The 21,310-nt window shown below is 35.5% G+C and carries 19 protein-coding genes and 1 tRNA gene; 16 read left to right on the forward strand and 4 right to left on the reverse strand.

Translation table 11 applies throughout. The features are described from left to right. Both whiA and NSQ18_RS11120 read left to right on the forward strand, forming a co-directional pair. Positions 1–948: a DNA-binding protein WhiA gene (gene whiA / locus NSQ18_RS11115; RefSeq protein ID WP_016838695.1), complete on the forward strand. Its 948-nt coding sequence runs from the start codon at positions 1–3 to the stop codon at positions 946–948. A 92-nt stretch (positions 949–1,040) separates the two neighbouring features. Further along, positions 1,041–1,298 carry an HPr family phosphocarrier protein gene (locus tag NSQ18_RS11120; RefSeq protein ID WP_026019099.1) on the forward strand — a complete coding sequence of 86 codons (258 nt, stop codon included), beginning with the start codon at positions 1,041–1,043 and terminating at the stop codon, positions 1,296–1,298. A gap of 349 nt (positions 1,299–1,647) precedes the next feature. Here NSQ18_RS11120 and clpP read toward each other — a convergent pair whose 3' ends face one another. Continuing rightward, positions 1,648–2,238: an ATP-dependent Clp endopeptidase proteolytic subunit ClpP gene (gene clpP, locus NSQ18_RS11125; protein ID WP_016838692.1), complete on the reverse strand. Its 591-nt coding sequence runs from the start codon at positions 2,236–2,238 to the stop codon at positions 1,648–1,650. Between the two features lie 342 nt (positions 2,239–2,580). Between clpP and NSQ18_RS11130 the strand changes: the two genes are divergently transcribed. The 6 genes from NSQ18_RS11130 to NSQ18_RS11155 all read left to right on the forward strand — a co-directional run bounded on the left by NSQ18_RS11130 (position 2,581) and on the right by NSQ18_RS11155 (position 9,291). After that, positions 2,581–2,652 (forward strand) — tRNA-Arg (locus NSQ18_RS11130). Between the two features lie 595 nt (positions 2,653–3,247). Beyond that, positions 3,248–4,399: an ATP-grasp domain-containing protein gene (locus tag NSQ18_RS11135; RefSeq protein WP_339288077.1), complete on the forward strand. Its 1,152-nt coding sequence runs from the start codon at positions 3,248–3,250 to the stop codon at positions 4,397–4,399. 3 nt (positions 4,400–4,402) lie between these two features. Beyond that, a complete protein-coding gene (locus tag NSQ18_RS11140; protein ID WP_339288079.1) occupies positions 4,403–6,121 on the forward strand; it encodes a methyl-accepting chemotaxis protein in 1,719 nt (572 codons plus the stop codon). Positions 6,122–7,070: 949 nt separating this feature from the next. Beyond that, positions 7,071–7,841 (forward strand): basic amino acid ABC transporter substrate-binding protein, encoded by a 771-nt coding sequence (locus NSQ18_RS11145; protein WP_193386381.1) that lies wholly within the window; start codon positions 7,071–7,073, stop codon positions 7,839–7,841. 20 nt (positions 7,842–7,861) lie between these two features. Then, positions 7,862–8,572: an amino acid ABC transporter permease gene (locus tag NSQ18_RS11150; RefSeq protein ID WP_339288081.1), complete on the forward strand. Its 711-nt coding sequence runs from the start codon at positions 7,862–7,864 to the stop codon at positions 8,570–8,572. After that, positions 8,569–9,291 (forward strand): amino acid ABC transporter ATP-binding protein, encoded by a 723-nt coding sequence (locus tag NSQ18_RS11155; protein WP_016838687.1) that lies wholly within the window; start codon positions 8,569–8,571, stop codon positions 9,289–9,291. Before NSQ18_RS11150 ends, NSQ18_RS11155 begins: the two co-directional genes overlap by 4 nt. A gap of 50 nt (positions 9,292–9,341) precedes the next feature. Here NSQ18_RS11155 and NSQ18_RS11160 read toward each other — a convergent pair whose 3' ends face one another. Then, positions 9,342–9,959, reverse strand: coding sequence for a spore coat protein (locus NSQ18_RS11160; protein WP_016838686.1), 618 nt, complete (start codon positions 9,957–9,959; stop codon positions 9,342–9,344). Positions 9,960–10,086: 127 nt separating this feature from the next. Here NSQ18_RS11160 and NSQ18_RS11165 point away from each other — a divergent pair, with 127 nt between their 5' ends. The 6 genes from NSQ18_RS11165 to eno all read left to right on the forward strand — a co-directional run bounded on the left by NSQ18_RS11165 (position 10,087) and on the right by eno (position 16,562). Next, positions 10,087–10,323: a glutaredoxin family protein gene (locus NSQ18_RS11165; RefSeq protein WP_016838685.1), complete on the forward strand. Its 237-nt coding sequence runs from the start codon at positions 10,087–10,089 to the stop codon at positions 10,321–10,323. Between the two features lie 119 nt (positions 10,324–10,442). After that, positions 10,443–11,456 carry a type I glyceraldehyde-3-phosphate dehydrogenase gene (gene gap, locus NSQ18_RS11170; RefSeq protein WP_339288084.1) on the forward strand — a complete coding sequence of 338 codons (1,014 nt, stop codon included), beginning with the start codon at positions 10,443–10,445 and terminating at the stop codon, positions 11,454–11,456. Positions 11,457–11,686: 230 nt separating this feature from the next. Next, positions 11,687–12,871, forward strand: a complete 1,185-nt coding sequence (locus NSQ18_RS11175) for a phosphoglycerate kinase (protein ID WP_339288086.1) — start codon at positions 11,687–11,689, stop codon at positions 12,869–12,871. A gap of 13 nt (positions 12,872–12,884) precedes the next feature. Then, positions 12,885–13,646, forward strand: a complete 762-nt coding sequence (tpiA, locus tag NSQ18_RS11180) for a triose-phosphate isomerase (protein ID WP_168412541.1) — start codon at positions 12,885–12,887, stop codon at positions 13,644–13,646. After that, entirely contained in the window at positions 13,639–15,180 is a 1,542-nt protein-coding gene (gpmI, locus tag NSQ18_RS11185; RefSeq protein WP_339288088.1) for a 2,3-bisphosphoglycerate-independent phosphoglycerate mutase, read from the forward strand. Before tpiA ends, gpmI begins: the two co-directional genes overlap by 8 nt. A gap of 86 nt (positions 15,181–15,266) precedes the next feature. Further along, positions 15,267–16,562 (forward strand): phosphopyruvate hydratase, encoded by a 1,296-nt coding sequence (eno, locus tag NSQ18_RS11190; RefSeq protein WP_168412543.1) that lies wholly within the window; start codon positions 15,267–15,269, stop codon positions 16,560–16,562. Positions 16,563–17,125: 563 nt separating this feature from the next. Here eno and NSQ18_RS11195 read toward each other — a convergent pair. Next, complete coding sequence (locus NSQ18_RS11195) at positions 17,126–18,085, reverse strand: nuclease-related domain-containing protein (protein WP_339288090.1); 960 nt, start codon at positions 18,083–18,085, stop codon at positions 17,126–17,128. A gap of 383 nt (positions 18,086–18,468) precedes the next feature. On the opposite strand from NSQ18_RS11195, the gene NSQ18_RS11200 reads away from it, so the two are divergent. After that, positions 18,469–19,608, forward strand: coding sequence for an IS110 family transposase (locus tag NSQ18_RS11200; protein ID WP_096549889.1), 1,140 nt, complete (start codon positions 18,469–18,471; stop codon positions 19,606–19,608). A 194-nt stretch (positions 19,609–19,802) separates the two neighbouring features. Here the strand turns inward: NSQ18_RS11200 and NSQ18_RS11205 are convergent, their stop codons facing one another. Beyond that, positions 19,803–20,741, reverse strand: a complete 939-nt coding sequence (locus tag NSQ18_RS11205) for a bile acid:sodium symporter family protein (protein WP_339288092.1) — start codon at positions 20,739–20,741, stop codon at positions 19,803–19,805. A 239-nt stretch (positions 20,742–20,980) separates the two neighbouring features. On the opposite strand from NSQ18_RS11205, the gene secG reads away from it, so the two are divergent. Next, positions 20,981–21,208 (forward strand): preprotein translocase subunit SecG, encoded by a 228-nt coding sequence (secG, locus tag NSQ18_RS11210; RefSeq protein ID WP_016838676.1) that lies wholly within the window; start codon positions 20,981–20,983, stop codon positions 21,206–21,208. Positions 21,209–21,310: the final 102 nt, after the last annotated feature.

Raw genomic sequence — 21,310 nt, forward strand, 5'->3', positions numbered from 1 at the left:
ATGTCATTTGCTTCAGAAACGAAAAAAGAATTGACTCAAATTGAAGAGAGCGATCAATGTTTAAAAGCAGAAGTCTCTGCAATTATCCGCATGAATGGGACGCTCTCTTTTTCAAATAAACAACTTAGTTTAGATGTGCAAACAGAAAACGCTGCAATAGCTAGAAGAATTTATACGATTATTAAAAAGCTTTATCCATATAATGTAGAATTGCTGGTTCGCAAAAAAATGAGATTAAAGAAAAATAATGTTTACATTTGTCGCATTCGTGAAGGTGCGCAAGAAATATTAAAAGATCTTGATATTTTACAAGGAGAGTTTCAATTAAATCATTCTATTTCCCAATCGTTATTGAAAACAGATGAGCAAAAAAGAGCCTACTTAAGAGGAGCTTTTTTAGCTGGTGGATCTGTTAATAATCCAGAGACGTCATCGTATCATTTAGAAATTTATTCAATGTATAAAGAGCATAGTGAAGCTTTAGCCAATTTGATGAATGAATTTCAATTAAATGCGAAAACCATTGATCGTAAAAAAGGGCACATTACTTATTTAAAAGAAGCGGAAAAAATTTCAGATTTTCTTGGCTTAACTGGCGCATTTCAAGCGATGTTAAAGTTTGAAGATGTTCGTATTTTACGAGATATGCGTAATAGCGTGAATCGAATCGTGAATTGCGAAACAGCAAACTTAAATAAAACCATTGGTGCAGCATTAAGGCAAGTAGAAAACATAAAATTTATTGATCAAACAATTGGTATCGATAATTTGCCAGAAAAATTGCGAGAAGTTGCTAGGCTGCGCATCGAACATCAAGATGTCACGTTAAAAGAATTAGGAGAAATGGTGTCGACGGGAACAGTCAGCAAGTCAGGAATCAATCATCGTTTAAGAAAGATTGATGAAATTGCCGAAAAGCTGCGCCGTGGCGAAAAAGTAATAAAATAATAAAATTGAATTCACATTGTTCTTTTTAAATAATTTCGTTAAGATAGATATAAAATGAGATGAACGGTTTTAGAAAGGGTGTGAAAATGAAAATGGTTGAAACCACAGTGGAGGTTAAACTGAAGACCGGCTTGCAAGCTCGACAAGCGGCGTTGTTTGTTCAAGAGGCGAATCGTTATAAGGCAGATATTTTTCTGCAAAAAGATGATAAAAAAGTAAATGCAAAATCTATAATGGGAATCATGAGCTTAGCCATTGCAAGAGGTACAACAGTAAAATTAATCGCTGAGGGTAATGATGAAAATGAGGCAATTGAAGGATTATCTTCCTTCATCCAAAAAGAAGTTTGATTTATGAAAAAATTGAAAACGCTCGCAATTTTTCGAATCATTTCGAGAATTGTGAGTTTTTTATTTTTAAATATTCAAACAAATTTTCAAGTGGGGAATATAACAAAGAATAGGGTTTGAACGAAACGATATATTAGTATAAATTATGATGAATATTTGATATGTCGATTTGAGTAAAGACGGCAAGTAAACTTGTCGCATACGCTTTGTCGCAATTTATTAATGACAAAACCTAGGGTTGAAAAAGGGCGAGGGCCTCGAGTTTGGCCTTGGAATCCAGCGAAAGAAAATCGATAAAATAAAAAATTATCACCCAATAATAATTGGGTGACAATTTTTATTTACGTGATTATTTTTCCTCACTTGAAGAAATAATGTGGTCAATTAAACCGTATTCTTTAGCTTGTTCAGCTGTCATGAAGTTATCACGGTCTGTATCTTGCGCAATTTTTTCAATTGGTTGACCAGTATGATCAGCCAATAGTCTATTTAATTTATCACGTAAGAATAGAATGCGCTTAGCTGCAATTTCAATTTCAGTAGCTTGCCCTTGAGCACCGCCAAGTGGTTGGTGAATCATCACTTCTGCGTTAGGCAATGCATAACGTTTTCCTTTTGCACCTGCAGATAGGAGGAAAGCACCCATGGAAGCTGCCATACCGATACAAATTGTTTGTACATCTGGTTTAATATATTGCATTGTATCGTAGATTGCCATACCTGCAGTAATTGAACCACCTGGTGAGTTAATGTATAACGAAATATCTTTTTCTGGATCTTCTGCAGCTAAGAATAACAATTGTGCTACAATAGAGTTTGCTACATTATCATCAATTGGGCTTCCAAGTAATATAATTCGGTCTTTTAATAGGCGAGAATAAATATCGTAAGCACGCTCACCACGACTTGTTTGCTCAATAACTGTAGGAACTAAATTCATTATTACGTCCTCCTTAAACCAATAATTGATTTTCTTTATATTTCTACGTACCGAAACGGAAATTGTTTCAGCTTGTATGTTTATCATACACATATTAGTCAAGAATGGTCAAATATAAAGTAAGGGCAATTTATTGAATATACACAAATCCCAAATCATCTATAATAGAATAACTTTCTTCTTGCTAAATGGTTGAATTGTTATGAAGACCTGTGTATAATGATAAAGTCGTTAATATTCATAGACGAAACAGATTATTTACAACACAATGCATATTTATTATTATATGAAAAATAGTAATAAAATATGCAAATTTTGGGAAGAACCTTTTATTTGATATGTGCCCTCGTGGTGTAATGGATAACACTCAAGATTCCGGTTCTTGCACTGGGGGTTCGATTCCCTCCGAGGGCGCTACAAACATCCGATGATACGACTGCGTTTGCAGTCTTTTTTATTTTTTGGATATCTGAAAATATCCGATAGAATTACCAATTTCTTAACCCCATCAACGTTTAGGTGCTTTAATTCCTTCTATTTTGTATCCACCTCCCCCCTTGATTATCACTTTATATGATCTCAAGTAATGATTCCGTCCTCAATGCGTTCCAGTTGAGTAATTTTTACTGATTTCATTTATGAAATTTGGTATATAATTCGCTACTTACTTAGCAATAAGAGTCGGAGTATTTTATAGTAAAAAATTATGCTGGGAAACTTAATAAGTTCATTTATTTAACAATGAATAATAAATTTACCTAAAAAGTTTAAACTTCTCATTATTTTGACGATAAGAAAAATGGCCCATTCATCGCAACTTTTCCGTCATAGGAAGTAAGTCTCAATTCGTTTTATTTTGTTCAGCAATTGGATTGATTAGATGCCATATAAATGTATGCAGAACGAGAGGTAAAAGAGCCATCTGTCTAGTTTATCTTATTTTTGCGTTTGAAACATTTTAACTTTATGGAAAGAAACAGAAACTCTGCTTTAAGAAAGGGGATTCAAAATGATTCTCATAAATGATCAAATTATTTCTCCAATTCTGGTCAAATCGTTGCAAGAACTTAATGTACCTGTTATTAAACAAGGTAACAGTTCGGAAATGCCAGATGGAGATTTTTTTTCTATCATTAACGAACACCAAAAGATATTGACAAACTCTGAAAGCTGCTTAGCATTGCTTGAATCTTATGCTCCTAATAGTGTTCAAAATCGTTGGTCAAAACAATTAAAAGATAAAGGGATGTTCCGTCAAATCCTTTCTAAAATGTACCCTGATTATTTTTATAAGGTAGTAAACCTGGATGAGCTTTTTAACATTCCGGTGGAGGATATTCCTTTTCCCGTTGTAATTAAGCCAAGCAAAGGATATTCAAGCGTTGGAGTGTATAAAGTAAAAAGTGCAGATGAATGGCAGGATGCAATACATAAGTTAAGTGTAGATTTACTTGTTATAAAAAACATGTACGACAATGAAGTGATTAACGGAGAGAGCATTTTAATCGAGCAATGGGTATTTGGAGAAGAATATGCTGTTGACTGTTATTACGATCATAATGGTAATCCTGTGATTTTAAATATTTTTAAACATTTGTTTAAAGACGAATATGATACATCAGATCGAATCTACTATACATCAAAACAAGTGATTCATGAAATCTACGATGACATATTGGCTTTTATGCATAAGTTTAGAGAAGTTGTTCCGTTGAAAAATTTTCCAGTTCACTTTGAAGTGAGAAAAAATAATCACGGCATTATTCCAATTGAAATGAATCCGCTCAGATTTGCTGGGGCGGGAACGACAGATCTCGGATTTCATGCTTATGGCTGTAATGTGTATAAGCATTATTTTGAAGGAACTAGCCCTAACTGGGAAGAAGTGCTTCGCCAGATGGACCAAGGTATTTACGGTTTCTTCTGCGCGGAAATCCCTATGGACATCTCACAAAATCTTATAAAGCATATTGATCATCAATCATTCAAAGAACAGTTTAACCAAATTTTGGAATATCGAGAAATACAAGCAACAAATGATAGAACGTTTGCTGTTGTGTTTTTCAAAAACGAAACAATGGAAGAACTTTATCAATTACTGCAAATGGATATACGGCCATTTATTGCATTAAAGGAAATGGAACATTCAAGGGAGAGATAAGGAATGAGAGAAATAACTCTGAAAAAATCGATAAAAACCCAATTAATTGTTAGTTTTTTATTTCCTTTTCTTATATTTTCACTGATTCTTTTTGGATTTGTTCGATATGTATCAGATTACATTATTCATGAACATGTAATCCCACAGTTTGACGAACGGTTAAAAGAAAATGGGCAATTACTAGCAAAGTCGATTGATACAGATTTAATTAAGAATACAATGGATTCCCCAGAGATATATGGGACGGAACTGAGGCAGAAATTAGATTCATTTTTTGAAGGAAAAAAAGGAATCGAATATGTATATGTATTGTCCAGACAAAATGGAAAAGATGTTATTGTCGCTTTAAATGGCAGTGACGAATTTATGGTTGAGTCTCCGTTTACAGATAATCAAAAATTATCATATGAACAAAAACAGACTGTTCTGAGTCCTATTTATAGAGATAATTGGGGTGTACATAAATCGTTTTTCCTTCCTTTAGACGAAGATGGTGTGGAAGCCATTTTTGGAATTGATATGAGCGCTAAATTTATAGACGATTTAGAGAATCGGATATTGATTGTTTCGCTTATTGTAACAGTTGTTATGATTGTTATTGGAATCTTGTTGGCTTTATTTATTGGAAATAGAATTTCTAAACCTCTTAATAGTTTGGTACAATATGCGCAAATCTTTTCTACTGGAGATCTTAGCAAATCTGTAAATATTGAGCGGAAAGATGAGATCGGAATCTTAGCAAACAGCTTTGAAGATATGAGAAAAAATTTAAGTCACATCATTGATAATGTAAAAGAGAAATCGGTAGGAATTCATCATACTAGCCAAACTCTTTTCGAATCCTTTGAAGAATTAGCTCAGGCTTCTAAACAGATTGCGACGAGTACAGATGAAGAGGCAAAAGGTGCCGAAGAAAGAGCCAACCATATTGAACGAATTTCAAATATGGTATCTGAAATATCAACTTCGATATCCAATGTGGATGAGCAAACTAAATTAATAAAAGACCTTACTGATCAAACAAGTCAGCAAGCTGAACAAGGAAATGTTCAAGTTCAAATGATTACTGAACAAATGAACAAAATAAAACAAAATGGCATGGTAAGTAAAGAGAACTTGTCTAATCTAGGTAAAAAATTAGAACATATTAATGAAATCATTAAGATTATCCAAGAAATTTCATCCCAAATTCATCTTCTGTCTTTAAACGCATCCATTGAAGCAGCACGTGCTGGAGAGGCGGGTAAAGGATTTTCGGTTGTTGCCCAAGAAGTTCAGAAACTTGCAAATCAAACAGATGGATCAATCAAAACAATTTCTGAAGCGATAGATGAAATCAATGAACAGGCTAATATCGTGCTAAATCTGAACCAACAAGATTATGAAGACATTGTAAAAGGTGTTGAGATTGTCGAGGATAATGGGCGATTATTCAATTCTATTTTTGAGTCAGTAGAGCAATTGGCAGATGGAATTGAAACGATTGTTAAAAGCACGGAAGATCTGGATCAAGCATCCGATAAAATTTTAACGTCCGTTCAAGAAATTTCTGCAATTTCAGAACAGGGAGTGGCTGCAACTCAAGAAATTTCTGCTTCTGCTGTTCAACAAAACAACACAATTGATTACTTAAAACAACAAAATTCAGATCTAAAACTATTGGCTGACAACCTTCAAGATATGATTAAGCGATTTAAGACAAGTGAAACTGCAACAAAATAAAATGAAACTTTTTCAGGAGATTTCTTTATTTTAAAATAGTGGAGATGCTCTTACTTCTGAAGACTTTGATTCTTTTAACTTTATAATATATGGAATGTGTAGTTGGCGATGTTGAACAACAAAAGCGGCCAGATTAAAAACTATGGTAGATTCAACAGAAAATACTACTGATGATGAAAAAGTTAAAACAATTTTGAGGATGGAATTGGGCATGACATTACATTTGATATAACATAAATATAGATGTTGTTCCAAACGACAGGACAATAAGCCTACTTTTTTAAGTAGGCTTATTGTGCAAAAAGAAGGCGGAGAGACCTCCGCCTTCATGGATTTACGCACTGAAAATAATTATGTACAGACATAAATTTAACAACTGAAAAGCATTGAAATATCGATACGTTTAGGTGCATGGTTATTATTCCTTCGAGGGTGCCATTTTACTTGCTAGCAAGTAAATAAGTTGTACTCTATAGTTTAACAGCCTAAAGATAGATGTGTGGAATAAAATGGAAAGTGAACATTTCATTTTATCCCTTATTCATTTTTTTAATCAATTTTTTTAAATAACTTTTTTCATAAAATTTAATATTCATTCAATAAGATTCCCCCTTCCTCATCTAGCGATTTCGCTTAGGTATGGAGGGGTTTTTTGGGTGTGTAGGGTATTTTTATACAAGAGATTGAAAAATCTATCTTTTCGAAATGTTATATCAATAACATCGAAAACTAAGATATTTCACAAAAATAATGTAATAAAATATAACTTTTTTAATAATATGAAAAATTAAATGTTGTATAAATATTTCTTGATTTATATAATTAAACATATCAGTGTCACAAATTTTTATCTATTGCTGATGAACAAGTTAATGACTAAAGGAGGATATTGCAAGTGGTGAAAAAAAATCGCAGTTTATTTATGATGTTACTTTTAACACTACTATTAATGTTAACTGCTTGTGGAGCGGGTGGTGAAAAGAACACAACAGGAGATGCTGGCGAGAATACAGGAGATGCCACAGGTGAAAATTCAGGATTAAAAGACAAAAAAATCTTAGTCGGAACAGAAGCGACATTCGCTCCATTTGAATATATGGACGATAAAGGAAATATCATTGGAATCGACGTAGATATTTTAGATGCAATTTTCGAAGAATTAGGCATGGAATATGAAATTCGCCATGTTGGTTGGGATCCAGTGTTCCAACAAGTGCAAAACGGCGAATTGGACATGGGGGCTTCTGGTATCACAATCACTGATGAGCGTAAACAAACTTTCGATTTCACTAACCCATATTTCGAGGCTACACAAGTGATTGTAGTTACTGAAGATTCAGAAATTGAATCAGCTGAAGATTTGAAAGGGAAAAAAGTATCTGTACAAATCAACTCAACTGGACACCAAGCAGCGAAAAAACTTTTAGGAGAAACAAGCCCAGATATTTTAGCGTATGAAAACCTTCCGTTAGCGATTCAAGAAGTAATCAATGGAACAACAGCAGCGGCAATTGGTGATAACGCGGTAGTGTATGAATATATTAAAAATAATCCAAATGTAAAATTAAAAGTTATTGAAGACGATGAATTCGATAAAGAATATTACGGCTTTATGGTGAAAAAAGGAAACACTGAGCTATTAAATTTATTAAATGAAGGATTACAAAAAATTAAAGAAAACGGCAAATTAGCAGAAATTACTGGACAAGAAATTGAATAACAGAGTAGGGGGTGTTTCAGATGGAATTCCTGGATTTTCGCTGGGATATAATCTGGAACTACCGTGAAAGCTTCATACGTGGTATTTGGGTAACATTAATCTTAACAATTTGTGGATTTATAGGCGGATTCATATTAGGAGTTTTACTCGGATTAGGGAAAAATTCGAAAAAGAAATGGATTTATTTCCCTTGTAAATTATATATCGATTTATTCCGAGGAACGCCTCTCCTAGTTCAAATATTTATTATTCACTTAGCTTTAATTCCAACGTTGTTTGGACATTCGCTAGGGTTTATGGTTTCAGGGATTACAGCACTTGTATTAAATTGTGCTGCATATACAGCTGAAATTATCCGAGCAGGGATTCAATCCATCGATAAGGGGCAAATGGAAGCGGCAAGATCACTTGGTTTAAATCAATTCCAAGCGATGCGGAAAGTTATTTTACCGCAAGCTTTCCGCCGCATGATTCCCCCTCTTGGAAACGAATTTATTACTCTATTAAAAGATTCGTCCTTAGTAACAGTAATTGCTGCCAACGATATTCTATATGCAGCAAAAGTCGTTTCAGGAGCATATTTCCGTTTCTGGGAACCATATCTTGCTGCGGCAGCGCTTTATTTAACACTAACGTTTATCGTTTCGAAAGTCGTATCACTCATTGAGAGACGCTTTAGCATTGAATACAATCCGCGCAAAAATAAAAATGAAGGGCGGGTTGGTGCATGATTAAGATCGAAAATCTTCATAAAAGTTTTGGCGAGTTACATGTGTTAAATGGAATCGATTATGAGATTCAAGAAAAAGAAGTTGTTTGTGTGATTGGTCCTTCTGGTTCTGGAAAAAGTACATTTTTACGTTGTATCAATTTATTAGAAGAAATTTCAGATGGCGCCATTTATATTGACGGTACGAAAGTCAATGATCGAAATACAGACATTAATAAAATCCGTACAGAAGTAGGAATGGTGTTTCAACAATTTAATCTATTCCCACATATGACGGTGATAGATAATATTACGATGGCTCCTATGCTCATTCGAAAAATGAATAAACATGAAGCTGAGGAACTGGCGCTTGAATTGCTTTCTAAAGTAGGTCTTCGTGAAAAGGCATACAATTATCCTCAACAGTTATCTGGAGGTCAGCAACAACGAGTAGCCATCGCAAGAGCACTAGCGATGAAACCGAAAGTCATGTTGTTTGATGAACCAACTTCTGCTCTTGACCCAGAAATGGTAAATGAAGTGTTGGATGTAATGAAACAATTGGCTTTTGAAGGAATGACGATGGTCGTTGTTACACATGAAATGGGATTTGCTCGTGAAGTTGCGGATCGGGTCATCTTTATGGATGGCGGCGTTATTGTGGAAGAAGGAAAACCAGAAGACATTTTTGGAAATCCAAAACACGAACGAACAAAAGCATTTTTAAGTAAAGTTTTATAAATCAAAAAGGACATCTCCACATATCAAGAGATGTCCTTTTTGATTTTTCATTAGTTAGGCATATCTTTTGCTCTATCTGCTTGACCATACATGTTTAACATAGTTTGCATATCTTGTGGTGAAAGTTGTGGAACTTGATAATATCCTTTTTTGTTTTGGTAAAGAGAAAGTTCGTATGCCATTTCAATGCAGTTTGGAACAGAGTCTTGCAATACGCGGCGTACTACTGGGTTTGTAGCTTCTAATGCAGCGGCTGTTTTACCAGTCGCCAACGCTTTATGCTGACTTAACATGAAACCTGAAATGATGCTGTCATCAATTTCATTTGCTGAAGTAATTGGTTTTTTCGGTTCAGATGGTGTTAAGCCGTATTTTGAATCATTTCCGATTTGCATGCAGTACTTACGAGTTGGATGGCTTGGATCTTGACCCGTTTTAAAACATTCAGCAGTAATATTGTATTCATCGAGCATAAACGCATATTGTCTATCTAAAATATTTAATAATTCAGGGTCTTGAACATGTGGACGTAACATGACAAACATGTTTAATGCGCCAATGGAAGCACTTAATACTTCATGAACATCCATCACCTCGTGAGCACCGTGATTCATCGACATAGGGATATTTTCTGAAGTTTGTTGTTGGTTTGTAAATTGATTTTCCATTGCATGTATCCTCCTTAATTTATGTTTCTGTACACTCGTACATAACTATTTTGGCTTCTTCATCATTTGATTATTCATTGAAGATTTGGGATAGTGAAAGTAGAATTGAAGAAAAGAGGGAATGTCAATGAAAGTTCAATTTTTTAGCAGACCAAACTGTCATTTATGTGATGAAGGATTAAGTATTTTAAAGCTAGTCCAAGACGATATTCATTTTGAAATAGAAATCATCAATATTGAAGATGATGATGACATTCATGAAAAGTACATGTTGATGATTCCGGTCGTTGTAAAAGATGGTGAAATCATTCAATATGGCCAATTAGATTATGTGACGTTATACGAAGCTTTTTTGAATAAATAGAACATTAAATCATTATATTGATATAAAACCCTTTGCTGTGACTATTCCTTTGGAGGTTTATGAATACATGTTTTGAGGAAAAATGGAATGAAGGAAAATAGCAAAATGGAGGATGCTATATGACAATAAAATTGGCGATTAATGGGTTTGGTCGAATTGGACGTCTAGTATTTCGAGAAGCAATGAAAAAAGAACAATTTGAAGTCGTTGCAGTAAATGATTTAGCGGATGCAAAGCAATTAGCTCATTTGTTAAAATACGATTCCGTTCATGGCATTTATGATGCGGAAGTTCAACATGAAGAAGATGCGTTAATCGTCAATCATAAACGAATTCAAGTATTTTCAGAAAAAGAACCTGAAAATTTGCCATGGGAGGAAATGAATGTTGATATTGTGTTGGAATGTACGGGACTTTTTCGTTCGGAAGAAGATGCCTCTAAACATTTAACGGCTGGTGCAAAAAAAGTCATTTTATCCGCCCCTGGAAAAGGAGATATGCCAACATTTGTGATGGGGGTTAATCACCAACAGTATGATCCGAATCAACATCATGTTATATCCAACGCATCATGTACAACGAATTGTTTAGCACCAGTAGCGAAAATTCTTGATGAAAAGTTCGGCATGAAACGAGGTTTGATGACAACCATTCATTCGTACACAAACGATCAGCGGCTTCTTGATTTACCTCACAAAGATGCACGCCGTTCTCGTGCAGCAAATTTATCTATGATTCCAACAACGACAGGCGCAGCGATTGCTGTTGCAAAAGTGTTGCCACAGTTGAAAGGAAAACTAGATGGCTTTTCCATTCGCGTACCAACGCCTAATGTTTCTTGTGTGGATTTAGTAGCAGAGTTAAATTCGAATGTCACAATTGATGAAGTCAATGCAGCCTTTCGAGAAGCAGCGACTGGAGAACTAAAGGGCATTTTAGATTATAGTGATTTGCCGCTTGTATCAATTGATTACAATGGCAATCCTCATTCAGCAACGGTAGACGGGCTTTCGACGATGGTATTGGATGATAATATGGTAAAAGTTGTTGCTTGGTATGATAATGAAGCAGGGTATTCTGCACGATTAATCGATTTAGCGCTATACATTGCAAATCAAGGGCTCTCTTATTAATCAATGTGTCATATTCATTTTGCATTATTGAAAAAGTGTAGCATATTAGTGAATTTCTAATGAAAAAGTATAGCCTAAATATAAAGAACGATTTATAATAATGGAGGGTAAAAGGAGTGGTGGAATAACCCATCGCTTCTTATTTTTTGCTAATCAAATTGGAACAATAATTCAATAACTGTTGTCTTATATTAATGTGGAATGACGGTAAACACTTAGGAGGTTACTTCATGTTTTCGAAAAAGACGATGAATGATATTGACGTACAAGGAAAAAGAGTATTTGTACGTGTAGACTTTAACGTGCCAATGGAAAATGGAGCAGTAGTTGACGATACAAGAATTCGTGCAGCTATTCCAACTATTCAACAATTATCAGAAAAAGGTGCAAAGGTGATTTTAGCTTCCCACTTAGGTCGTCCTAAAGGTGAAGTAAAAGAAGATATGCGTTTAACAGCTGTTGGAGAGCGCCTTTCTCAACTAATGAATAAACCAGTTAAAAAATTGGATGAATCCATTGGAGAGCTTGTAGAGAAAACGGTAAATGAAATGCAAAATGGGGACATTGTGTTACTTGAAAATGTCCGTTTCCATAAAGGTGAAGAAAAAAATGACGAAGAGCTAGCTAAACAATTTGCTAAGTTAGCGGATATCTACGTAAATGATGCATTTGGTGCTGCTCATCGTGCTCATGCTTCCACTGAAGGAATTGCAAAATACATTCCAGCAGTTTCTGGATTGTTAATGGAAAAAGAATTAGAAGTATTAGGAAAAGCTTTATCCAATCCTGAAAGACCATTTACTGCCATCATTGGTGGAGCAAAAGTAAAGGATAAAATCGGTGTCATCGAAAACTTGCTTGATAAAGTGGACAACTTAATTATCGGCGGCGGACTTTCCTTTACATTTATCAAAGCGCAAGGTTATGAAATTGGAAAATCTTTATTAGAAGAAGATAAAATAGAATTAGCTCGCGGCTTCATTGAAAAAGCGAAAGAAAAAGGCGTTAACTTCTACATGCCAATCGATGCAGTTGTAGCAAAAGAATTTTCACCAGATGCAGAAGCGAAAGTGGTAGATATCGATCAAATTCCAGAAGACTACATGGGCTTAGATATTGGACCAAAAACAGCTGAAAAATATGCAGAAGTGATTAACAATTCCAATCTAATTATTTGGAATGGACCTATGGGCGTATTTGAAATGGACAAATTCGCTAACGGAACGAAAAAAGTTGCAGAAGCGATGGCCGAAACAAAAGGGTATACTATTATTGGTGGTGGAGATTCTGCCGCTGCAGTTGAAAAATTCAACTTAGCTGAAAAGATGGATCACATTTCAACGGGTGGAGGAGCTTCTCTAGAATTGATGGAAGGTAAAATTTTACCTGGTATTGCCGCGTTGAACGACAAATAAGGAGAGAAATTTAATGCGTAAACCGATTATTGCTGCTAACTGGAAAATGTATAAAACCTTTGATGAGGCAGTGGAGTTTGTAGAGGCAATTAAAGACAGAATTCCTTCTGAGAATAAAGTGGATGCAGTTGTTTGCGCCCCAGCCTTGTATTTGCCAACCCTTGTGGAAATTGCTAAGGAAACAGACTTGGCTATTGGAGCTCAAAACATGCACTATGAGGAAGAAGGTGCTTTTACAGGCGAAATTAGTCCAAAACAGTTAGAGGCTATTCAAGTTGACTATGTTATTTTAGGTCATTCTGAGCGCCGTGAATATTTCAATGAAACAGATGAAGCGGTAAATAAAAAAGTAAAAGCTGCTTTAGCTCACGGTATTGTTCCAATCGTATGCTGCGGGGAAACATTGGAAGAACGTGAAGCTGGCCTAACAGAAAAGAAAGTAACGAACCAAGTGAAAAAGGCTTTAGCTGACTTATCCCCAGAAGAAGTACAGCATATAGTTATCGCCTACGAACCAATTTGGGCAATCGGAACAGGTAAAACGGCTACGGCAGATGATGCAAATGCGGTATGTGGCCATATTCGCCAGGGAATTGAGGAATTGTTTGGAAAAGATGTGGCTGAAAACATTCGCATTCAATACGGTGGAAGTGTCAAGCCTGAAAATATTGAAGAATTATTATCAAAAGAACATATCGATGGCGCACTCGTTGGTGGTGCCAGCTTACAAGTTGAATCATATTTAAAATTATTGGAGGCGGGGGCAAATGCCTAGAAAGCCAGTCGCATTAATTATTTTAGACGGCTTTGCATTACGCGATGAAGTATTTGGTAATGCAGTGGCTCAAAGTAAGAAACCAAATTTTGATCGTTACTGGTCAACGTATCCACATGCAACTCTAACAGCATGTGGAGAAGCAGTTGGACTTCCAGAAGGCCAAATGGGTAATTCGGAAGTCGGACATTTAAATATTGGTGCTGGCCGAATCGTATACCAAAGCTTAACTCGAATTCATAAATCCATTCGTGAAGGTCAATTTTTCGAGAACGAAAAATTGCTTGGAGCAATCGAACATGTAAAGAACAATAATTCCAAACTCCACGTTATGGGGCTATTGTCAGATGGTGGGGTACATAGCCATTATGAGCATTTATTTGCATTATTGAAATTGGCAAAACGTCATGGCCTTGACGAAGTGTATGTTCACGGATTCTTAGATGGACGCGATGTAGGTCCGAAAACAGCAATTGGTTATATTGAAGAAACAGAAAGACAAATGGATGAAATCGGAATCGGAAAATTCGCTACGATTCATGGTCGTTATTACGCAATGGACCGTGATAAACGCTGGGAACGAGTGGAATTATCTTACAAAGCTCTAGTTGATGGTATTGGTCATACTGCTGCTAGTGCAAAATTAGGTGTAGAAAACTCCTATAATCGTGATGTAACCGATGAATTTGTCATTCCATTTGTCATTACTGAAGAAGGAAAACCAGTAGCAACCATTGACGCAAACGATGCAGTCATTCATTTTAATTTCCGACCTGACCGCGCTATTCAGCTATCGACTATATTTACGAATAACAAATTTATCGCATTTAAGCTATCAGATAAGCATCCTGAAAATTTAAAATTCGTCACATTTACTGAATATAGCGACGAAGTATATGCAGATGTAGTGTTTGAAAATGAAGATTTAATTAATACTGTAGGGGAAGTAATCTCAAGACACGGTTTAACGCAATTACGTATTGCTGAAACAGAAAAATACCCTCATGTTACATATTTCATGAGCGGCGGCAGAGAAGAGAAGTTTCCTGGTGAGGAAAGAATCTTAATTGCATCCCCAAAAGTAGCTACATATGATTTAAAACCTGAAATGAGTGCTTATGAAGTAACAGAGGCACTGCTTAATGAATTAGAAGCAGATAAATTCGATGCCATTATTTTAAATTACGCAAATCCTGATATGGTAGGACACAGCGGTATGTTAGAGCCGACAATTAAAGCAATCGAAGCAGTAGATGAATGCTTAGGCCGAGTTGTTGATAAAATTTTAGAACTTGGCGGCACTGCCATCATTACGGCAGACCATGGAAATTCTGATGAAGTGGTTACATTAGACGGCAAACCAATGACGGCTCATACAACAAATCCAGTACCAGTCATTATCACAAAACATGGTATTGAGATGAGAGAAAATGGAATTTTAGCCGATTTAGCACCAACTATGTTAAAATTATTAAATATACCACAACCTGAAGAAATGACAGGACAACCACTTTTTGAGGTAGTGGAAAAGTAAGAATATTGATTATGATTTTCGCTTAATTGTTATAAATATACCCAATCTCAGCTAAATTAAAATTTTTTATATAGAGGAGAATTGATATGCCATTTATTACACAAGTATATGCTCGTGAAGTTTTAGACTCTCGCGGTAACCCAACAGTTGAAGTAGAAGTATTTACGGAATCAGGTGCATTTGGACGTGCTATCGTTCCATCTGGTGCATCAACTGGTGAATATGAAGCTGTTGAATTACGTGATGGCGATAAATCTCGTTATCTAGGAAAAGGCGTATTAAAAGCTGTAGAAAATGTTAACACAATCATTGCAGAAGCTTTAGAAAACAACTATTCTGTATTAGATCAAGTAGAAATTGACAATGCTTTAATCGAACTTGACGGTACTGAAAATAAAGGAAAACTTGGCGCCAATGCCATTTTAGGTGTTTCTCTTGCTTGCGCACATGCAGCGGCAAATTATCTTGATATTCCTTTATATCAATATCTTGGTGGCGTGAATGCAAAACAATTACCAGTGCCTATGATGAACATTTTAAATGGTGGGGCACATGCAGATAACAACGTAGATATTCAAGAATTCATGATTATGCCTGTTGGAGCAGAATCTTTCCGTCACGCATTACGCATGGGAGCAGAAATCTTCCACAATTTAAAAGCTGTATTAAAAGAAAAAGGTTACAACACAGCTGTAGGTGACGAAGGTGGTTTCGCACCAAACTTAAATAGCAACGAAGAAGCGATTCAAGTGATTTTAGAAGCAATCGAACGCGCTGGCTATAAACCAGGAGAAGAAGTTCGCATTGCATTAGACGTAGCTTCATCTGAGCTATACAACAAAGAAGATGGAAAATATCATTTAGCTGGTGAAGGCGTTGTTAAAACTTCTGAAGAAATGGTGGATTGGTACGAAGAATTAACTTCTAAATACCCAATCATTTCCATTGAAGACGGCTTAGATGAAAACGACTGGGAAGGCCACAAACTATTAACTGAGCGTATTGGCCATCGCGTTCAACTTGTAGGTGATGATTTATTCGTAACTAATACGAAGAAGTTAGCGCAAGGAATTGAACAAGGCGTGGGTAACGCAATTCTAATTAAAGTAAACCAAATCGGTACATTAACAGAAACTTTAGATGCAATTGAAATGGCAAAACGCGCAGGTTACACAGCAATTATCTCTCACCGCTCTGGTGAATCAGAAGATAACACAATTGCTGACATTGCAGTAGCGACAAACGCTGGTCAAATTAAAACTGGAGCTCCTTCTCGTACAGACCGCGTAGCAAAATACAACCAATTATTACGTATTGAAGATCAACTTGGCTCAACTGCTCAATATCTTGGCATTAAGTCATTCTATAATTTGAAAAAATAACATGAATTGAACTGAACCGAGCTTCCGAAAAGCGGAGGCTCGGGTTTTTTATGGAGAAAAAACAGCTAGTGAAAGGAAGGGGTTATTGCTAAATTCAGGAAAAATAGCCAAAGGGAAAAAATAGCTTCACGAGGGAACGGATAATAGTCAACTTCAAGAAGATAATAGTCAAAGTGGCTGCGATAATAGTCAACCTCGAGAACATAATAGCCAAAGGGAAAAATCAGCTACAAGAGAGAATGGATAATAGTCACTTTCGAGGAGATAATAGTCAAAGTAGCTGCGATAATAGTCAACCTCGAGAATATAATAGCCAAAGGGAAAAAACAGCACCACGAGGGAACGGATAATAGTCAACTTCAAGGAGATAATAGTCAAAGTGGCTGCGATAATAGTCAATCTCGGGAATATAATAGCCAAAGGGAAAAAACAGCACCACGAGGGAACGGATAATAGTCAATTTTAAGGAGATAATAGTCAACCCCAAGGAAATAATAGTCAAAGGAGAAAAAAAGCTATCTAGAAATCCCCAGACCCCTAGATAGCTAAAGTACTTTCACATGTTAACGATTTAAGATATCTTCCGGAATAATATAATATCTCCCCTTCTTATCACCCACCGTTTTTAAATTTAGTCGAGACAATATTTTAGAAGATGCATACATTGATTCCACATGGAAAAACTCCCTAAACTCTTGATTCGTAATCCGGTCGCTAATCAATAATCGATAATCATCTAACGCTCTTAGAAAAGCTTTTCTACTTTGAACGCCGCACTGCGGACAAGACCAAATTCCTCTTTTGTAAGTCATGACCACACTATAATTGCAATTTTCGCAAAGCACTCCTTTTCGGATTCTCTCAACACTGATATTTAAATCAAAATCTCGTGCGACCACTTTAGATAGAAGATATTTCGCTAATTTATCCAATTGACTGGTAGTAAGTTTACTTTCGTTCCGAACTAGACATTTTTTGATAAATGAACGTAACCCGCTCGCATGAAAAATTGGAGGAGATTTCGGAACATTTCCGATAATGGAAGAAGGATTTGCCATGACAACTGCTTTCTCAATTGGTAAGAAAATTTTTAATTTCGATAAAATCCGTTGAAATAATTCTTCATGGCGATGCAATTGATCAAAAGGATTCGTTAAAATATCTTCTGTGCCTGTTGGACGAGTGCGAGTGAGTTGATGTTTCTGTTCATCATAATCAACCCGGCCAGAAATATTTTTCACTTCCAAAATTAACAAAAAGTGTTTCGTTAATAGAACCGTATCCACTTGATGAGAAAATCCAAATTCATTTTCAATTTCATAATTAAAAAATAAGTAATGCTCATTCAAATATGGCATTTCAAACCATTCACGGTCGACTCTGTGCTCACCCTCGTATCCATACTTTAGCCGTGTCAAGTAATCTTGAAAGTAAGTGAAGTCTCGATCATTTGCATCTAATCTGCGTAAAAGAGCTTCGATAATGATAATGCTTTTTGGAGTTTTTCGATCCAATAAAAGCAACGTATCACCCCCTTTATCCAACATAATAAAACCTGGAGTATCAAAAAGGAATAAATTTCCTGAAACTTTTATTTTGGACGGAAAATAGCTATGAAAATAAAAATTTGCCTACCTTAAATTAGCCATAAAAAACAATCATGAATTTTCATTCACAACCCTGGCATGAAAATGGATATTTCTTTCCCATAATGTAGATAACACAAACAGTTAACAATACGTAGGCTTTTATGGTGGATGATACCCTGAATAAAAAACTGTTTGAGTGGATTTGGTGAACAACCCATTGTTAGCTCATTCATTTGGAATGATGACTACGTACAGAAAAATGCTTATATTTCAAATTCACTCGCTGTTTGTGAATCTACTTTATGGGAGGGATTATATTGGATGTACTGATGACACGTTGTGCAGGATTAGATGTACATGCTGAAACAATTGTTGCTTGTGTCATGATTGGCGAACAGGACGATGAATTATTCATTGAAACAGAAACTTTCCCCACTTTAACAAAGGATCTCTTTCGTTTACTAAAGTGGTTGGAAAACCATGGCATTACGCACATTGCGATGGAGAGTACTGGAGTTTATTGGAAACCTGTTTATAACATTTTGGAGGATTACTTTGATATTACATTAGCGAATGCTCAAAGAATCAAGAATGTCCCTGGAAGAAAAACAGATGTTTCGGATGCAGAGTGGATTGCGAAGTTATTGCGTTATGGACTGATTGAAAAAAGTTTTGTTCCACCAGAAGATATACGAAACCTTCGTGATTTAACTCGGCTTCGTAAAAAATGGATCGGCCATTTGACTTCAGAAAAAAATAGGATTCTGAAAGTATTAGAATGCTCAAATGTTAAACTAAATTCAGTTATTTCAGATGTGTTTGGTGTTTCTGGAAGAAAACTTCTATCCAAATTAATTCAAAATGGATATGTTGATTCCATTGATGTAGAAAATAGTATTCACGGAAGAATGAAGCACAAAAAACAAATGATTACAGACTCTTTATTCGGTACTTTAAACGATCATCAAATCTTTCTAATCAAACAATCTTGGCAACACATCGTTTATTTAGAATCATTAATCAGCCAAATCGAGGAAAGAATAGATGAAATTCTGAAGAATTATAAAGAAGAAGTGGAGTTATTACTAACGATTCCGGGTATTAAAAAGGATTCCGCAGCAATTATTATTGCAGAGATTGGGGTGAACATGGAACAATTTCCTACCTCTCAACACTTAGCGTCTTGGGCCGGAGTTGCTCCAGGAAATCATGAAAGTGCAGGAAAACGAAAGTCAACTAAAACGACTAAAGGGAATCCTCATATCAAAACTGTACTGTGCGAAGTAGCATGGGCAATCTCTAGAAGTAGGAATCGTTGGTTAGCTGCTAAATATTGGTCGATTGCTGCAAGAAGAGGAAAGAAAAAAGCACTCGTTGCCATATCGCATCGAATGCTTCGAATCATTTACTCCATGCTAATTAATAAGGAGCCTTATAAAGAACCTTTAATTAATTAGTATAACCAAAGAAGAATAAGTTTAAACAAAGTTACCTTCCATTAGGTAGCTCTGCTTTCTTATTGTCTTTTTTAGGTTATTTATATATTACCCTCAATAGATTGAAGCTATTCATGGGCTAAGTGGAATTAAATTATTTTCACAGAAAAAGCAAGATGACGAATCACCTTGCCTCCATACAAATATAGAACTGCTTATTCTTCCACTTTTCCAGCTTTCTTTGACCAATAGGTTGCAAGTATCGGTCCGGAAATATTGTGCCAGAAGCTGAAGATGGCACTTGGTACTGCAGAAATTGGATCAAAATGTGTTGCCGCTAAACTTGCACCTAATCCAGAATTTTGCATTCCCACTTCGATGGCAACAGCTTTTTTATCTTCATAATCCATGCGGAAAATTTTCGCTGCTAAATATCCGATAGCGTAACCTAATCCGTTATGTAAAATTACGACAGCTAAAATTAATAACCCAGATTCAATAATTTTATCGCGGCTGCCGCTTACGACTGCTGCAACAATTAACACAATTGCTACAACCGAAATTGTTGGCAGAATATCGATGCTTTTTGCAACAACTGGTTTAAAGAATATTTGAGCAAGAATCCCTAAAATAATAGGAATTAAAACCACTTTTACGACAGACATAAACATGGCCATAAAAGATACTGGAAGCCATTCACTTGCTAAAAAATAAATTAATGCAGGTGTTACAATTGGAGCAAGCAACGTTGTAAATGACGTAATTGTTACAGATAATGCCGTATTCCCTTTCGCTAAAAATGTCATAACGTTTGAAGCAGTACCGCCAGGACAACATCCAACTAAAATCACTCCGACAGCAATTTCAGGTGGAAGTTGGAAAGTTTTCGCTAATACAAAAGCAAGCAACGGCATGATAGTAAATTGTGAAATGATTCCAAGAATAACTCCTTTAGGGTGTTGCAAAACGAGTTTAAAATCATCTAATTTTAATGTCATCCCCATACCGAACATGACAATTCCGAGAAGCGTCGTAATCCAAGGTGCAATCCATGTGAAATATTGTGGAACCCACATTGCGAGAGCAGCAGCTAATAATACCCAAAGTGCAAAGGTATCTCCTGCAAATTTTCCGATTTTTTGAAACGTATTCATTGAAACCCTCTTCTTTCTATTAAATTTGTGAGTGGAATTTATTTTATGAGAATAATATAGAAAAATCAATAAATTTCTAAAAAAAAGAACTTTTAGAATGGAATGAATTATGAAAGCGTTTTAAAAATAACGGTTTTGATAAATATTTTTTCAATTTTTTAACATTGTTGTAACGGAGAATCGTTTTTGATATACTAACTATTAGTGTAAAAGTACTGTTCGTTCAGGAGGTGGGACTAGTGCATACTGTATTATTAGTATTATTAATTCTTGTGTCTCTTGCTTTAATCGCCGTAGTATTATTGCAATCTGGTAAAAGTGCAGGTTTATCAGGTGCCATCTCTGGTGGAGCTGAACAACTATTCGGTAAAACGAAAGCTAGAGGAATGGATTTAGTTTTACATAGATTGACAATTGTTCTTGCAGTATTATTTTTCATTTTGACATTGTTAATAATTAAATTTTAATGGATAAAATAAAAGTCTAACCGAGCATGGTTAGGCTTTTTCATTTATAATGGAGTAGAGTTTGAGAAAAATTTGCATACTCGTGAAAATACTGGCATCAAT

The organism is Ureibacillus sp. FSL K6-0786 (assembly GCF_037965165.1).
Lineage (GTDB): Bacteria > Bacillota > Bacilli > Bacillales_A > Planococcaceae > Ureibacillus > Ureibacillus thermosphaericus.

Bases quoted from the DNA above. Each gene is read 5' to 3' on its own strand.
- whiA (WP_016838695.1), top strand. From the start codon at position 1: ATGTCATTTGCTTCAGAAACGAAAAAAGAATTGACTCAAATTGAAGAG.
- NSQ18_RS11120 (WP_026019099.1), top strand. From the start codon at position 1,041: ATGGTTGAAACCACAGTGGAGGTTAAACTGAAGACCGGCTTGCAAGCT.
- clpP (WP_016838692.1), bottom strand. From the start codon at position 2,238: ATGAATTTAGTTCCTACAGTTATTGAGCAAACAAGTCGTGGTGAGCGT.
- NSQ18_RS11135 (WP_339288077.1), top strand. From the start codon at position 3,248: ATGATTCTCATAAATGATCAAATTATTTCTCCAATTCTGGTCAAATCG.
- NSQ18_RS11140 (WP_339288079.1), top strand. From the start codon at position 4,403: ATGAGAGAAATAACTCTGAAAAAATCGATAAAAACCCAATTAATTGTT.
- NSQ18_RS11145 (WP_193386381.1), top strand. From the start codon at position 7,071: ATGTTAACTGCTTGTGGAGCGGGTGGTGAAAAGAACACAACAGGAGAT.
- NSQ18_RS11150 (WP_339288081.1), top strand. From the start codon at position 7,862: ATGGAATTCCTGGATTTTCGCTGGGATATAATCTGGAACTACCGTGAA.
- NSQ18_RS11155 (WP_016838687.1), top strand. From the start codon at position 8,569: ATGATTAAGATCGAAAATCTTCATAAAAGTTTTGGCGAGTTACATGTG.
- NSQ18_RS11160 (WP_016838686.1), bottom strand. From the start codon at position 9,959: ATGGAAAATCAATTTACAAACCAACAACAAACTTCAGAAAATATCCCT.
- NSQ18_RS11165 (WP_016838685.1), top strand. From the start codon at position 10,087: ATGAAAGTTCAATTTTTTAGCAGACCAAACTGTCATTTATGTGATGAA.
- gap (WP_339288084.1), top strand. From the start codon at position 10,443: ATGACAATAAAATTGGCGATTAATGGGTTTGGTCGAATTGGACGTCTA.
- NSQ18_RS11175 (WP_339288086.1), top strand. From the start codon at position 11,687: ATGTTTTCGAAAAAGACGATGAATGATATTGACGTACAAGGAAAAAGA.
- tpiA (WP_168412541.1), top strand. From the start codon at position 12,885: ATGCGTAAACCGATTATTGCTGCTAACTGGAAAATGTATAAAACCTTT.
- gpmI (WP_339288088.1), top strand. From the start codon at position 13,639: ATGCCTAGAAAGCCAGTCGCATTAATTATTTTAGACGGCTTTGCATTA.
- eno (WP_168412543.1), top strand. From the start codon at position 15,267: ATGCCATTTATTACACAAGTATATGCTCGTGAAGTTTTAGACTCTCGC.
- NSQ18_RS11205 (WP_339288092.1), bottom strand. From the start codon at position 20,741: ATGAATACGTTTCAAAAAATCGGAAAATTTGCAGGAGATACCTTTGCA.